Source organism: Cobetia amphilecti (assembly GCF_020217465.1).
Taxonomy (GTDB): domain Bacteria; phylum Pseudomonadota; class Gammaproteobacteria; order Pseudomonadales; family Halomonadaceae; genus Cobetia; species Cobetia amphilecti.
In genome coordinates this window covers 3,208,985-3,223,774 of record NZ_CP084115.1, presented here as the reverse complement: position 1 = coordinate 3,223,774, position 14,790 = coordinate 3,208,985, and the positions used below count along the sequence as shown (strand labels likewise).

Sequence of the window (14,790 nt, the reverse complement as noted above, 5' to 3'; positions counted from 1 at the left end):
GTGCATGCAGCCGTCGACTGACTCCCATCTTTCCCGCGATCACGGCCCGGATGCCAGAGCCCTGCAGGCGCGCGGCGTCGCGCTGACGGCGCTGGGCGTGTTGCTGATCTCGCCGGATGCGCTGTTGCTGCGCCTCGCCGATGTCGCCGATGGCCCGCTGGTGTTCTGGCGCGGCCTGCTGACGGCCATCGGCTTTGCGCTGATTCTGCTGCTCACCCAGCGCGGCGGGCCAGGCCAGCGCTTCGCCAGTGCGCTGGCGCGCATGCGTGGCTGCGGGCGTACGGGGCTGTGGGTCGCGCTGCTGTTCACCGGCTCCACGCTGGGCTTCGTGCTCGCCAATCAATACACCCGCGCCGGCAATGTGCTGATCATCCTCGCTGCCAGTCCGCTGTTCGCGGCGCTGATGTCGCGGCTATGGCTGGGCGAGCGTCAGCCGCGCCATGTATGGGGCGCGATTCTGGTCTCGCTGGCGGGCATCACGCTGCTGGTGATGGACGAGGCGGGCAACGGCTCACTGACCGGCAATCTGCTCGCGCTGGGCTGCAGCCTGTCACTGGCGGGCAACTTCACGCTGTGCCGTACGCGCCCGGGCCTCGACATGAGCCCGATGCTGACACTGTCGGGACTGCTGACCGCGCTGTGCGGCCTGCTGGCCTGCACGTGGTTGGCGGTCTCTGGTGCTGGGGAGGGTGCAGCAGAGGGCCTCGAGAGCGTGCTCACCCAGCTATGGCCCTCGCACAGCGATGATTTCGCCCGGCGCGCCGGCTGGCTGGTGCTGCTGTGTCTGGTGCTATCGCCGCTGGGCTTCACGCTGATCCAGCGTGGTCCGCTGTATCTGCCGTCCGCCGAGGTGGCGCTGCTGATGCTGCTGGAAAGCGTGTTCGGCATCCTGTGGGTGTGGTGGGTGCTGGACGAGTCGCTGACCGTGCGCGGCTGGGTGGGCGGCGCCATGGTGCTGGGCGCGATGCTGATCAAGAGCCTGATCGACCGCCGCCTGCGTCACCTGCAGGCCACGCGCACGCCTTCTGCGGATGCGTCTGCGGGCGGCAACTGATACAATCCCGCCCATCCCCGAGTTTATTCACTGTCAAATGACAGCCCTCTGGACGCCTCACGGCGACCGGAGCGAATAGCTCATGGCGCGAAGAAAGCCACAGGGCGATCGGAAACGACGGCGACTTCACGACGCGAGCCAGGCGCGAGCGGCACTGCCCCTGACGGCAGTGATGAAGATTGCAACAACCGGACGCCAGACTGACTCGACAGCGCCAGGATCCAGCACGCACACCACCTTCCCCAACCTGTTGCGGACGACTCGATGACAAGCAGCCTCAAACAGCAGTGGCTCTCCAACCTCCGGCCCGACATCCTGTCCGGCCTGGTGGTGGCGTTGGCCCTGATCCCCGAAGCCATCGCCTTTTCCATCATTGCCGGTGTCGACCCCAAGGTCGGCCTGTATGCCTCCTTCTCCATCGCCGTGGTGACCGCCATCGCCGGTGGCCGTCCGGGCATGATCTCCGCCGCCACCGGTGCCATGGCACTGCTGATGGTCGACCTGGTCAAGGACCACGGCCTGGAATACCTGCTGGCCGCCACCGTGCTGACCGGCGTGATCCAGATCATCTTCGGCTACTTCAAGCTCGGCTCGCTGATGCGCTTCGTGTCGCGCTCGGTGGTCACCGGCTTCGTGAATGCGCTGGCGATCCTGATCTTCATGGCCCAGCTGCCGGAGCTGACCAACGTCACCTGGCACGTCTACGCCATGACGGCGGCCGGTCTCGGCATCATCTACCTGCTGCCGCTGGTGCCGAAGGTCGGCAAGCTGCTGCCGTCGCCGCTGGTCTGCATCATCGTGCTCACCATCTTCGCGATGGTCGTCGGTCTGGATATCCGCACCGTCGGCGACATGGGCGAGCTGCCGGACAGCCTGCCGGTGTTCCTGATTCCGGACATCCCCTTCAATCTGGAAACCCTGTGGATCATCCTGCCGTACTCGCTGCCGCTGGCGGTCGTGGGCCTGCTGGAATCCCTGATGACGGCCACCCTGGTCGATGATCTGACCGATACGCCGTCCGACAAGAACCGTGAGTGCAAGGGCCAGGGCGCGGCCAACGTCGTCACCGGCTTCCTTGGCGGCATGGCGGGTTGCGCGATGATCGGCCAGACGATGATCAACGTGAAGTCCGGCGGTCGTACGCGTCTCTCCACCATGGTGGCGGGTGTCGTGCTGCTGATCCTGGTCGTGTTCCTCGGCCCGTGGGTCTCGCAGATTCCGATGGCCGCACTGGTCGCGGTGATGATCATGGTCTCCATCGGCACCTTCTCCTGGCAGTCGATCCGTGACCTCAAGACCCACCCGATGTCCACCAACATCGTCATGCTGGGCACCGTGGCCGTCGTGGTCGCGACCCACAACCTGGCGATCGGCGTACTGGTCGGCGTGCTGCTCTCGGCGCTGTTCTTCGCCAACAAGATCGGTCAGGTGCTGCATATCGGCAGCGACATGAATGCCGATGGTCGTACCCGCGAATACCGCGTGGTCGGTCAGGTGTTCTTCGCCTCCAGCGAGCAGTTCCAGGCCGGTTTTGACCTCAAGGAGACCGTCGAGCGTGTCGTCATCGACGTCAGCCGTGCACACTTCTGGGACATCACCGCCATCGGCGCGCTGGACACCGTGGTGGTCAAGTTCCGCCGCGAGGGTACCGAGGTCGAGGTGCGTGGCCTCAACGAAGCCAGCGCCACGCTGGTGGATCGCTTCGCGGTGCATGACAAGCCGGATGCGGTCGAGAAACTGATGGGGCATTGATCCCGTTGGCGCCACCCGCCTGATCGAGGGCGGCGCCAGCAGCGTGATTGATGCGTAAAGACGGCGGGCAGTCCTTCACGGGCTGCCCGCCGTTTGCGTTGGTAGGGTCGGAAAGTGGTAATCTCGAAACAGGCGCCTGAAGCGCCACCTTGATCGTCAGCATAAGGAAGCACGCCATGAGCCAATCCTCTGCCAGTGCCCTGACAGGCCATGACAAGGTCACCGCCTGCATTGACGGCTCCGCCTTTGCCGTCTCCGTGTGTGATGCCGCCGTATGGGCAAGCCAACGTCTCTCGGCGCCGCTGAGCTTCCTGCATGTGATCGACCGCCAGGAAGGGGCGGGCGAGACCAACAGTGATCTCTCCGGCAGTATCGGGCTCGGTGCGCGCGAGCATCTGCTGGAAGAGCTCGCCACCCTGGATGAGCAACGCGGGCGTATCGCCCAGGAGCAGGGCCGCCTGATGCTGGAGGCCGCCTACGAGCGCGCCGTGCAGGCGGGTATCGCGGAGCCGCGTCCACGCCAGCGCAATGGAGAGCTGGTCGAGACCCTCGCGGAGCTGGAAGACGAGATTCGCCTGCTGGTGATCGGCAAGCGCGGCGAAGGGGCGGAGCAGGCCAGCGAGCACCTGGGCAGCAATCTGGAGCGCGTGATTCGCAGTCTGCATCGTCCGGTGCTGGTGGTGCCGGGCGAGTTCAATCAGCCGACGCGGGTGCTGATCGCCTTCGATTGCAGCACCACCATCAAGCGCGCCGTCGAGGTATTGGCGGCAAGCCCGCTGCTGCAAGGCGCGGAGCTGCATCTGGTGATGGTCGGCGCGGAGTCGGTGGAACATCAGGCTCCGCTGGACGCCGCGCGCGACACCCTCACCGCGGCAGGTTTCAGCGTGCAGGCCAGCTTCAGAGCAGGAGAGGTGGAAGCCTGCCTGCGCGAATATGCCAAGGAACACACCATCGACATGCTGGTGATGGGCGCCTATGGCCACTCGCGCATCCGTCAGCTGCTGGTCGGCAGCACCACCACCGAGATGATTCGCAACGCCACGGTGCCGCTGCTGATCCTGCGCTGAGCCATCCCTGAGGCGCTCAGGCGGCTCTATGAGCATTGGCTGATGAGCGAGCCGTTCCATCATTGCCGTGACGCCGCGCTTCCGTAATCTCTCGGGCGCGGCGTCTTGCTGTCTGGCGGGTGTCTTCGTATACCGGCAGTCTTGAGTTCACGCACGTTTTCCTGCATCACCGGCAGCACGCGTGAAACAACAGCTGTCACCACAAGAGCCACCACAAGAGCCCCCATAACTGAAACCACAGGTTCTTCTGATGCAGGGTAATATTCTCCGCAGGTCGCGTTGCGCCGCTCGCGCGAATCTGGAACGCTGAAGGACTGACCTCACCCTGCTTCGCTAGCGGTCTTTTCTGTATCAGCACCGCTGGGGGCATTTTTTCACTACCCAAGAAGAACAGCACAAGGACACTCTCGATGAACATCCAACGCCATGACACCAAGCCGCGCATGAGCCGCGCCGTGATCCACAACAACACCATCTACCTGTGTGGCCAGGTCGCCGGTCCGGACCATCGCTTCGGGAATATCACGGACCAGGCCAACAGCATGCTCGCGCGTGTCGATGCGCTGCTGGAAGAAGTCGGCACCGACCGCGAGCACCTGCTCTCCGCCACCGTCTATCTCAAGACAATGGACGACTTCAAGACCTTCAACGACATCTGGGACACCTGGGTGCCACAAGGTCACGCCCCCGCCCGCGCCTGTGTACAAGCCGCCATGGCCAGCCCGGAACTGCTGTGTGAAATTACCGTGGTCGCCGCTGTTAAGTAACTCGCAGTATGGTTTTCCTAACCCCGGCAGAGATTTCTCTGGCGGGGTTTTTTATTATTAGTCGTTTAGGGTATAAGTGTTAAGAAATGTTTTCTTTGCATGATGGGCTTATAGGTGGTTTTGGATGAATAGTGGCGATAACCCAGGTTGGAAGCAGCACTACCCAACGTTTAAGTTTGATAATAATGAAATGATTCTTGAAGAGTATAGGTCAGCGTCAAAAACGTTAGAAACGGAAGAGAAGGTCTTCTTGAGCGCGGCTAATATCGCGATTGTAATAGGTGCAGCATTCGGTTCACTGACTTTAGGTAAATTGGAAAGCATTACAGGTAATAAAGATTTTTTGATGCCAGTTGAGTCTATGCTTTTTGCTTTTCTCATTATCACTATTCTATTTACTGTTCTATTTTTGTTTCATTTTGCTGCAAGACAAAAATCAATAGTATATGCGGCTAGAAAAGTAGTTGTTTTGAGAACTGTGCTCGGTGTTAAATATGGTGAGTTTCAGCTCGTTCTTCCTAATTGGCGGATTGAAGGAGCTAATGAACCATTTGCCATACGTATGTTTCCAGGCTGGAAAACTTACGTAGCATATCCATGCTATGCCATATCAGGAATCTCGGCTTTTGTAATATATTTTATTTTGACTATTTTGTTAGATGTAGGCGGGTTGTCAATAGCTTCTACTTTGAATGCTGATCTGGTTGTCTCTGTTCCAGCATCATTCCTTGCTTTTGTTGCCTTTTGTTTCCTATATAGGCACGCTTTGCTAGATAAGCACGAGAGTATGCTTCTTGTTTTTACTCAGTATGTGTCTAAGCTACTCTCGTTAAAAGTCGAGGAGCGAATAGAGCATATTGTTTATCATGCAAAATTATCTGTATACGAAGCTCAGAGATTAAATATTGACTTAAAGGCCCTCAAGCAAATTGCAGTGCGAATAGAGGATAAAGAGTTTTACCGTCACAGCGGTGTGAGTTGGAAGGGGCTTGCAAGAGTTATATTGTCCTCGTTGAAATTGCACCCAAGGTCAGGTGGCTCGACTATTACACAGCAGTTAGTTCGTACATTGTTTATAAAAGATTTTAGTAAAACAAAAAGAAGAAAGATTGTAGAGATACTTTTAGCCAAGTGGTTTACTAAAGTTATAGATAAAGACGAGCAGCTAGATATGTACTTGTCTTCCGTAAGGTATGAGTTCAGGGTTATGGGGGTAATTCAAGCATCTAAATATTTCTTTGGGGGTATCGAGCGTAGCTTCTCTATTGCGCAGTCATTCTTCTTGATAGAGCGTTTATCAAATGTCAGGTCAAAAATATATGGCAAGAGGATTAGACAGATATTACAAGCTTTACTCGATGATGATAAAATTTCCATGGATGATGTCGTGAAAATTATTGAAATATATGATGAAATGGTTGCAAAGGGACTGGTTGAAAATAATACTACTGAAGGTGTTGAGTACTTAAGAAATAATTTTTGTAACCACTAAAACTTCTAACAAGGGGATGAGCTGATGGCTGGAGAGCAACGGATTGCGCTTTTGATAGATTGTGACAATGTTAGTCATAATTCAATTGAAGGGGTTCTAGAAGAGCTTGCAAAATATGGTGTGGTTAATGTCAGACATGCCCATGGTGATTGGAACAGCCCTTTGCTATCAGGATGGATTGAAAAGCTTCATCCAAATGCTATAAGGCCTATGCAGCAGTTTGCCTTTACGAAAGGTAAAAATGCTACTGACTCTGCAATGATTATAGATGCTATGGATCTCCTCTATAGTGGTAATATTGATCTTTTTGCGCTCATGACTAGTGATAGCGATTTTACACCATTAGTCTTGAGGCTGCTTGAAGGAGGATTCCCTGTCTATGGTTTTGGAGAGCAAAAGACTCCGAGACCTTTTGTAGATGCTTGTTCGACATTTATATATACTGAAAAATTGTATTATGAAGAGCCAGTTACGGATATACCAGATGATAGTAGCCAAGTTCCAAGATGTAGGAATGAGCTTAGAAGTGATACAGCATTAGTCAATTTGCTAAGAAACGCTGCAGAGCAATCTTCAGAAGACGATGGGTGGTCTTTATTAGGCCGAGTGGGACATTATATGTCTAATAAAAGTTCTTTTTCATCTATTAATTATGGGTATAAAAAGCTTGGGGATTTAGTTAGAGCATCAGAACTGTTTTCCATAGAAATGCGTGGCAATGGAACTGCCATGTATATCAGAGATGCTAGGAAATCCTGAGCTTAAGACGCATTATCTTATTAACTTGAACGCCGCCTCATACCTCACCCATTCTCGATAAAACCCGTCCAGTCGTTCTGTCTCGCTGAGGTGTGATGCCTCGGCGAGGTGTTCGCGTGCGTCCTGGGGCAGCATGGCGATGCGGGCGTCGAGGTCGTGGGCGTGGCGGGGGTTGCGGTATTCGAGGTCCAGCCCGAGCGGGGCGGTGGCGAGGCCGACGAGTACATGGCCGTGGCGGTGGGCGATGGAGACGTAGAAGCCTGCCGGTAGCGCAGGGTGATGGGGTGCCTGGCCACGCGGCGACCAGTCGGTCAGTGGCAGCACAATGCCTTGGGCCGCGGCGAGTTCACCTAGCAGGAGGCGAGCGAGGTGTGACTCGGCTTCACGTTGCTGGCGACGGCGGGCCTTGGCAGATGACACGGGGGTGTCCGCGTTATCCACATCCGGCTGGCGAGCGCGCAGCGAGCGACGGCGTGAAGCATCCGCCGAGGAGTTGATAGAGGGAGCAGCCGAATCAGCACAGGATGCTGGCAGCACACACGCCTCGGCCAGCCACAGGCGGGCTGGCCGAGGGGATGATGCAGAGCAGTGATTCGCCAAGGCGCGGGCAGCGCCGCCAGTCGCAGACGCCAAGGAAGCGGCGAGGGCGTGGGGATCATGCGAGATCAGCGGCTCAATGCTTGGCCGCCCGACGCTCAGCGGCTCAATGCATGGCGAATCACTGCTCAGCGAACCACTGCTCAGTGAACCAGTGCTCAGCGAAGCGGAGCCATCCGCTGCAGCATGCCCCAGCACCACGCAGCGGTAGGCGGGGTGGTCGGTCGGGCGCGCCGCAGGCTCGATTGCCGAGTTATCCTCAACCGGCTTACTTGTCTCGCTCACACCCTCGCCTTGCCTGGCCGTCATGATGGCGAATCAGTTCTTCGGATGCAGGATCACCAGATCCCCACGCAACGCGACGCCCGCGACGATATTACCCGCATGGCACTCGTACTTCTCGCTGCTGGAGTAGGGCACCTTGTCATAGTCGCTGCGAATGTTGATGACCGCATTGGCCCCATATTCGCGCGCCTTTTCCTGCAGCTCACGCAGCGCCGACAGGAACACCCAGCGACAGGCTTCCGCATCGCTCTTGTTGGTGGCGTTGGTCTTCGGGTTCACCCGCGCCCAGCCGCGCTTCTCGATCCGCTCGTAGGGCTGCTTGTCACCGAAGAAGAAAGCCACGTCCTTGCCCAGTCGCTGACTGGCCGCGGTGCTGGCCATCACCGGCATGATCGGCAGGAAGTGCTGCGTGTCCCGCGCCACCGCCGGGGCGGAGGCCACAAGCCCCGCAGAGCCGAGCAGCAGTGCAGACACCAGTGTCAGCACACGCGAGGCGCGACCCGAGCGAGTGCGCGTGGCAGGTGCCGTGGAACGTTTCGAGGATGCGAGCGACTGAGCAGAACGTGACGCCATCTGAGACCTCTCCTAACAGGGTGATTGACTGGCGCGACGCCAGTGAATAGCGCCGTCAGCCAGCCAGGGGCGTGAGCCAATCACACCATAGACCATGCAGCGGGCGCGTATCTTGCGCCAGATCCGACCCGCTGCAAAGTCGTACGTTGGCGACACCCTGCAAAGGCGTCAGCGCGAAGCGTAATGACTGGCGCCAGATCAGATTGCCAGTGACTCACTCGCCCTGCCAGCGACGCAGAATCAGCGAGGTATTGATGCCACCGAAGGCGAAGTTGTTGCTCATCACGGTGTCCGTCTCGATCTCGCGGCCTGCGCCGGTGAGGTAGTCGAGCTGCGCACAGCGCGGGTCGAGACTGGTGAGATTGGCGGTGCCGTGGAACCAGCCATCACGCATCATCTCGATGGCGATCCAGGCCTCCAGCGCGCCACAGGCGCCCAGCGTATGGCCGGTGTAACTCTTGAAGGCGCTGATCGGCGTGGAATCGCCAAACACCGCATGGGTGGCATGGCTCTCGGCGATATCGCCGCGCTCGGTGGCGGTGCCATGGGCGCTGACATAGCCGATCTCTGAGGCCTCGACACCGGCATCCTCCAGCGCCATGCGCATCGCGGCCTCCATCATGTTGGCGTCCGGCTGGGTGACGTGACGGCCATCGGAGTTGGTGCCGAAGCCGAGAATCTCGGCGTGGATGGTCGCGCCGCGCGCCAGGGCGTGCTCCAGCTCTTCCAGAATCAGCGTGCCGGCGCCTTCACCGATCACCAGGCCATCACGTTCGGCATCGAAGGGCCGCGGTGACAGGTCCGGGCGCTCATTGCAGGTGCTGGTGGCGAACAGGGTATCGAACACGGCGGCGTCGGCGGCGGACAGCTCCTCGCAGCCACCGGCGACCATCGCGGTCTGGCGGCCGAAGCGGATCGCCTCATAGGCGTAACCGATGCCCTGGCTGCCGGAGGTGCAGGCGCTGGAGGTGGTGTGAATCCGCCCCTTGATACCGAGAAACACGCCGATATTGACCGGCGCGGTGTGCGCCATCATGCGGATATAGGAATTGGCGCTGAGCCCGTCGGTGGAGTGGTTGAGCAGCATGTTGCCGAAGTCGGCCACCGCATCCGGCTCACCGGCCGAGGCGCCGTAGGCGATGCCCATCTGGCCGCTCTCCTTGAGCGGGCTGTCACTCAGGCCGGCCGCTTCCAGCGCCAGTTCGCTGGAGCGGGTCGCCAGCTGCGCCACACGGCCCATGCTGCGCAGCGCGCGACGGTTGTAGTGACTGGGCAGTTCGAAATCGTTGACCGGCGCGCCGAGGCGGGTGTTGAGGCCGTCGTACTTGTCCCAGTCCTCGATATAGCGGATGCCGGTGCGCCCGGCGGCCAGGTTGGCGCGCAGGGTCGGCCAGTCATTGCCGATGGGCGAGAAGCCATGCATGCCGGTGACCACGACACGTCTGCCGCGCAGTGCCTGAGAGGAAGTCGTCATCAGAACATCCCCCCGTTCACCGCGATGGTCTGGCGGGTGATGTAGCCGGCGTCCTTCGAGCACAGGAAGGCCACGGTGGCGGCGACTTCCTCGGCTTCCCCTGCGCGGCGCATGGGAATCATCTTCAGCGCCTCTTCCATCTCGACGCCTTCGGTCATCTCGGTGGCGATGACGCCCGGTGCGACGGCATTGACGGTGATGCGGCGCTTGGCCAGCTCCACCGCAAGTGCCTTGACCGCGCCGATCAGCCCCGCCTTGGCGGCGGAATAGTTGACCTGACCCCGATTGCCCATCATGCCCGACACCGAGGATATCACGATGATGCGCCCCGGCTTGCGGCGGCGTACCAGCGGCATGGAAAGCGGCTTGATGACGTTGTAGAAGCCATCGAGGTTGGTGCGGATCACGCTGTCCCAGTCTTCATCGGTGAGCGCCGGGAAGGCGTTGTCGGCATGGATACCGGCATTGCAGACCACCCCGTAGCAGCAGCCGTGGGCCTCGATATCGGCTTCCAGCGCGCTGCGTGCGGCGTCACGGTCGGCGACATCGAAGCTGAGGATGCGCGATTCGCCGCCCAGGGCGCTGATCTCACGCGCGACCTCCTCGGCGGCGTCACGGCGCGAGCGACAATGCAGCACCAGGTTGTAGCCTTCGCGGGCCAGACGCAGCGCGATGGCGCGGCCGATACCACGGCTGGAGCCGGTGACCAGAATCCACTCGCGTGCTTCAGGGGCAGCGGTGGCAGTTTCAGTAGCGAGGGGTGTGACAGACATCAGACATTACCTTGCGATGAGGCACCGGCAGCATCCTGCTGTCCGGGTGAGGATTCTTGTGCGGTCTCTTGCGTAGACGCCGCGGAGGGCAGCGGCTCGGGCGCCGGCTCGAAGACATTGACGCCGGCACGCGCGACAGTGGCGCCGTGCTCGTCGCTGATGGTGGCCTCGAAGGCGCCCAGCCCGTTGTCGGCGCGATAGTCGAGCTGAACATGAATCAGCCAGCGACAGTCGCAGGAAAAGGCGGCGACTTCGCTCTCATAGCGGCGACTCCCGAGCAGAAAGCCGACTCGCGGCGGCTGGCCGCTGCGCGCAGCCTGCAGGCCCGACCAGGCGGCGATGGCCTGCGCCATCCACTCAAGCCCGACCCAGGCGGGAATCACGGCCTGGCCGTCGTCGTCCGGCTCGGCGAACAGATTGTCTGGCGTCGGGGTGATGTCGGCGCTCAGCGAATGCTCGTCACAGCGCAGCACGCTATCCAGCAGGCACATGCCGGCATCATGGGGCACATAGGGGCCGATGGCGCAGGGCATGGCGGGATAGCGCGCCTCACGGGGCTGCACCTCAGCGCCAGCAAGGGAAACTGAGTCGGTGCTCGGGGTCAGCATGCAGAGGACTCCGGGTCGGTGGTGTGGCGCTCCAGCACCAGCGAGATATTGTTGCCGCCGAAGGCGAAGGCATTGCTCATCACCCGCAGCGGCGGGGTCTCGGGGCGGTCACGATAGACGATGTTGAGCGCAGGCAGCGTCGGGTCCAGCGCCTCACGCGGCGTGGCATGCGGCGGCAGGCGGCCATGTTCCAGCGCCAGCCAGCAGAAGGCGGCTTCCAGCGCCCCGCAGGCGCCCAGCGTATGGCCGGTAAGGGCCTTGGTCGAGCTGACGGCGGGCAGACGGGCGTGATCGATATCAGAACCGGTGTCAGAGTCGGCATCTGCACCGAACAGGCGGCTGATGGCGAGGCTTTCCATCGCGTCATTCAGCGGCGTGGCGGTGCCGTGCAGGTTGATGTAGTCGATCTCACCGGGGGCGCGGCCGGCACTGGCGAGCGCGCCGCGCATGGCGGCCTCGGCGCCGCTGCCATCGGGGCAGGGCGCGGAAATATGGTGGGCATCGCTGGATTCGCCGACGCCGGTCAGCTGTACGCCGCCGCGCTCCGGCGTGACCACGAACAGTACTGCGGCCTCGCCCAGATTGATGCCATCGCGCTCGGCTCCCAGCGGCTGGCTCTGCTTGCGGCTGACGGCCTCCAGACTCATGAAGCCCTTCACCGTCATGTGGCACAGGCTGTCGGCACCGCCGGCGATCACCGCATCGCACTGGCCGGAGGCCAGCAGACGACGTGCACTGGCCAAGGCCTTGGCGCTGGAGGTGCAGGCGGTGGACAGGGTGTAGATCGGCCCACGCGCGCCGCTCAGCCAGGCGACACACTCGGCGGGTGCGCCCAGTTCCTGACGACGATATTCAAAGCTTTGCGGCCAGCTGTCGGCGCTCGGCGTGCCCTGGGCGACGGCGGCGCGCTGGGCGTCCATCGCGGCTTCCGTCTCGCCGATGCCGGAGGTGCTGGTACCGAGCACCACGCCAATGCGCTCCGGCGCGATGCCCTGACGCTTGAGGGCTTCAAGTTCCGGTGCCAACTGCTCAAGCGCGGTGGCCAGCAGGCGGTTGTTGCGTGAGCGCAGCGGGGCCGGCCAGTCGCTGTCATCCACCAGCCGCGCGGTGACGCGCCCCAGCGACAGCGGCGTGCCGGGGCTGAAGTCATCACTGACACGCAGGCCACGGCTGGCGCTGAACAGCGCACTGCTGATCAGGCCGTGGTCTGCGCCCAGCGGGCAGACGATGCCGGGGCGAGACAGGCGGCAGGCGTTGCCAGTGTCGCGGCCCTTGGGGGTAGCGGTGGCCACGGTTGCAACAGATTCAGTCATGCGCGGGAGCTTCCGGTGAGTCGTCAGGGGCGTTCTGTGTGCTGGGCGCTGCCAGCGGTTCCAGCGTCAGCTGCATGTCGGCCGCCGGGTCGCGCAGGGTCACGCTGCCACTGGCATCGCGGGTCAGCTCGGCGATGGTCACACCATCTTGCGTGATGATGCGCTGCGCGGGCTGGCGACTTTGTTGCCAGTCGCCGCGTTGTACCAGCTGCCAGCCTGTGTTCGCAAAGGCGTCATCGATCGCGGCCTGCGGCCAGTGCACCCAGGCGATACGTCGCGCCAGCCAGTCGGCGCTGAAGGGCAGCTTCTCGAGTACCTCGGGGCGTGCCTTCTCGAAACGGCTGCCGTCGGCATCATGCACCAGCGTCAGCAGGCGTTGGCCCTGCACGCTGAGCATGACCAGCCGCATGGCCTCGGGCGATTGACGCAGTACGCCGATGAGAGGCGGCAGATTCTGCTCCTGCGCACCCTCGCCAGCCTCGGCATCCACAGCGACAGTCCGTTTTGCGTTGTCATCACTCTCTATACGCGCCACACGCAGAATCAGACGTTGGGTACTGGTCTGCTCGAGACTCGCCAGCGCCGGCATCGGGCTGGCAGCCTCCAGCGGCTGTGGGGCGAGCAGGCTGCAGCCGCTCAACAGCAGCGTGGCGGCCACGGCAAGGCTGGCCAGCCCGAGGCGGCTGCGCAGCCCTGCTGAACGCAGCCCGACTGTGTGCAGCCCAGTAGAGCGCAGCCCTGCTGAGCGCAGCCCGACTGTGTGCAGCCCAGTAGAAACAGCGTGAGAGGCGAAAGACATGTTTTTCATGACGCTACTTTACCTGTTCTCGCCGACGCTTGCTGCGCGGCCGAAGGCGCTGAGGTCAGCGAGCGAATCGCTTTCCGGCACCGCGTCTGGCGCGAGTGTCTGCTCGGGCGCGGTCAGTCTGGCAAGGGCCGTCAGGCGGCGGCGACTGGCACTGACGAAGGGGTTGGTCGTGTCCCAGGCGTAACCGGCGAGCACCGCGCTGATCATCTGGCGAATCCGCGCATGCGGCTCGGGATGATAGATGATGTCGGTCAGACGGCTGTCGTACCAGGCGGTGACGAATTCGCGGAAGACCTCGATGCCACGGCGCAGCGGCTGCTCATATTCGCTGGCCCAGTCGGGGCGCTGCTCATCGCGGGTCGCGGTAAGCTCACGCCCGACCAGCGGCGCGGCACGCAGCGCCGATTCCAGCGCGATGGTCACGCCGGAGGAGAACACCGGGTCCAGAAATTCTCCGGCATTGCCGAGCAGCGCATAGCCCGGGCCATGCAGGCGACTGACATCGGCGCTGTAACCGCCCAGCGACTGCACGGCGTTGGCCGGTCGAGCATCACGCAGCAGCTCCGCCAGGCGCGGTTCTTCCATCACCCACTGCCACAGGCGTGTCTGCGCATCGTCCTCGGCGGCAGGCTCGATCAGCTCGCGCGGGCCGACCACGCCCAGCGAGGCGCGGCCATTGGCGAAGGGAATCAGCCAGTACCAGACATCGGGATGCGTAGGATGCGAGGCGATCAGGATATTGTCGCGGCGATAGCCCTCGGCGGGCGGCGCGAGGTCGGCGATGCCATCGTGGACATGGCCGAACAGCGCCATGCGCGGCTCCAGGCGCGGGTCACGCTCAAGCGATTCGAGGCGCGCCAGCACGCGGCCATAGCCGCTGGCATCCAGCACGAAGGCGGCCTCAAGCTCGCGGCCATCCGCCAGCGTGAGGCGTGGCCCCTGCGCATGGCCGGTGGCGTCGCTCTGCGCGGCGCGAGCCGGAGTGAAGCCCGTGACCGTGACACCGAATTCGACCTCGGCGCCCGCCGCCCGCGCGCCCTCGATCAAGCGCTGATCAAAGTCGGCGCGCTCTACCTGCCAGGTGGTGCCGGGGCCGTCGCTGAACTTGTCGCGGAAGTCGATCACGCGATGCTCGCCGCGGCGGGTGAAGGCCGCACCGGTCTTGCGCTGATAGCCACCGGCGGCGGCGGCCTCCATCAAGCCGCAGGCCTCCAGATGCTGCATGCAACGTGGCAGCAGGCTCTCGCCGATGGAGAAGCGAGGGAAGTGGCTGCGCTCCAGTACGCGCACCGCATGGCCCGCGCGTGCCAGCCACGCCGCCGCCGCCGCGCCGGCGGGTCCGGCGCCGATGATGATGACTTCCTTGCGTGGTGGGTTGTTGCTGCGATCTGCCGATTCCATGGCATCGTCCCCTGTCGTTGTCGTTATGTGTACATGCTGCGCTGCGTTCCCTGCGGCTTGCTTGTCT

14 protein-coding genes are annotated in these 14,790 nt (G+C 61.8%); 6 read left to right on the top strand and 8 right to left on the bottom strand.

The window, feature by feature from the left end:
- Positions 1–4 precede the first annotated feature (4 nt).
- The 6 genes from LCW13_RS13555 (at position 5) to LCW13_RS13530 (ending at position 6,891) form a co-directional block, all read left to right on the top strand.
- Positions 5–1,054, top strand: coding sequence for a DMT family transporter (locus LCW13_RS13555; protein ID WP_225347164.1), 1,050 nt, complete (start codon positions 5–7; stop codon positions 1,052–1,054).
- Positions 1,055–1,318: 264 nt separating this feature from the next.
- On the top strand, positions 1,319–2,806 hold the full coding sequence (locus tag LCW13_RS13550) for a SulP family inorganic anion transporter (RefSeq protein ID WP_054555610.1): 1,488 nt from the start codon (positions 1,319–1,321) through the stop codon (positions 2,804–2,806).
- Between the two features lie 176 nt (positions 2,807–2,982).
- Positions 2,983–3,873, top strand: coding sequence for a universal stress protein (locus LCW13_RS13545; RefSeq protein WP_225347163.1), 891 nt, complete (start codon positions 2,983–2,985; stop codon positions 3,871–3,873).
- Between the two features lie 410 nt (positions 3,874–4,283).
- Positions 4,284–4,640: a RidA family protein gene (locus LCW13_RS13540; protein WP_043331456.1), complete on the top strand. Its 357-nt coding sequence runs from the start codon at positions 4,284–4,286 to the stop codon at positions 4,638–4,640.
- 124 nt (positions 4,641–4,764) lie between these two features.
- Entirely contained in the window at positions 4,765–6,132 is a 1,368-nt protein-coding gene (locus LCW13_RS13535) for a biosynthetic peptidoglycan transglycosylase (RefSeq protein ID WP_225347162.1), read from the top strand.
- 24 nt (positions 6,133–6,156) lie between these two features.
- Positions 6,157–6,891 carry an NYN domain-containing protein gene (locus tag LCW13_RS13530; protein WP_131432607.1) on the top strand — a complete coding sequence of 245 codons (735 nt, stop codon included), beginning with the start codon at positions 6,157–6,159 and terminating at the stop codon, positions 6,889–6,891.
- A 12-nt stretch (positions 6,892–6,903) separates the two neighbouring features.
- On the opposite strand, the gene LCW13_RS13525 is transcribed toward LCW13_RS13530, so the two are convergent.
- The 8 genes from LCW13_RS13525 to LCW13_RS13490 all read right to left on the bottom strand — a co-directional run bounded on the left by LCW13_RS13525 (position 6,904) and on the right by LCW13_RS13490 (position 14,723).
- On the bottom strand, positions 6,904–7,773 hold the full coding sequence (locus LCW13_RS13525; protein ID WP_225347161.1) for a 4'-phosphopantetheinyl transferase family protein: 870 nt from the start codon (positions 7,771–7,773) through the stop codon (positions 6,904–6,906).
- 33 nt (positions 7,774–7,806) lie between these two features.
- Positions 7,807–8,346, bottom strand: a complete 540-nt coding sequence (locus LCW13_RS13520) for a heavy metal-binding domain-containing protein (RefSeq protein WP_225347160.1) — start codon at positions 8,344–8,346, stop codon at positions 7,807–7,809.
- 214 nt (positions 8,347–8,560) lie between these two features.
- The gene (locus tag LCW13_RS13515) at positions 8,561–9,820 is read right to left on the bottom strand and encodes a beta-ketoacyl-ACP synthase (protein WP_225347159.1); all 1,260 of its coding nucleotides are present in this window, start codon (positions 9,818–9,820) and stop codon (positions 8,561–8,563) included.
- Complete coding sequence (fabG, locus tag LCW13_RS13510) at positions 9,820–10,593, bottom strand: 3-oxoacyl-ACP reductase FabG (RefSeq protein ID WP_225347158.1); 774 nt, start codon at positions 10,591–10,593, stop codon at positions 9,820–9,822. Before fabG ends, LCW13_RS13515 begins: the two co-directional genes overlap by 1 nt.
- Complete coding sequence (locus LCW13_RS13505; protein ID WP_225347157.1) at positions 10,593–11,201, bottom strand: hotdog family protein; 609 nt, start codon at positions 11,199–11,201, stop codon at positions 10,593–10,595. The genes fabG and LCW13_RS13505 overlap by 1 nt, the downstream gene beginning before the upstream one ends.
- On the bottom strand, positions 11,195–12,514 hold the full coding sequence (locus LCW13_RS13500; RefSeq protein WP_225347156.1) for a beta-ketoacyl-ACP synthase: 1,320 nt from the start codon (positions 12,512–12,514) through the stop codon (positions 11,195–11,197). The genes LCW13_RS13505 and LCW13_RS13500 overlap by 7 nt, the downstream gene beginning before the upstream one ends.
- On the bottom strand, positions 12,507–13,322 hold the full coding sequence (locus LCW13_RS13495) for a DUF3261 domain-containing protein (protein ID WP_225347155.1): 816 nt from the start codon (positions 13,320–13,322) through the stop codon (positions 12,507–12,509). Before LCW13_RS13495 ends, LCW13_RS13500 begins: the two co-directional genes overlap by 8 nt.
- Before the next feature lie 9 nt (positions 13,323–13,331).
- On the bottom strand, positions 13,332–14,723 hold the full coding sequence (locus tag LCW13_RS13490; protein ID WP_225347154.1) for an NAD(P)/FAD-dependent oxidoreductase: 1,392 nt from the start codon (positions 14,721–14,723) through the stop codon (positions 13,332–13,334).
- Positions 14,724–14,790 lie beyond the last annotated feature (67 nt).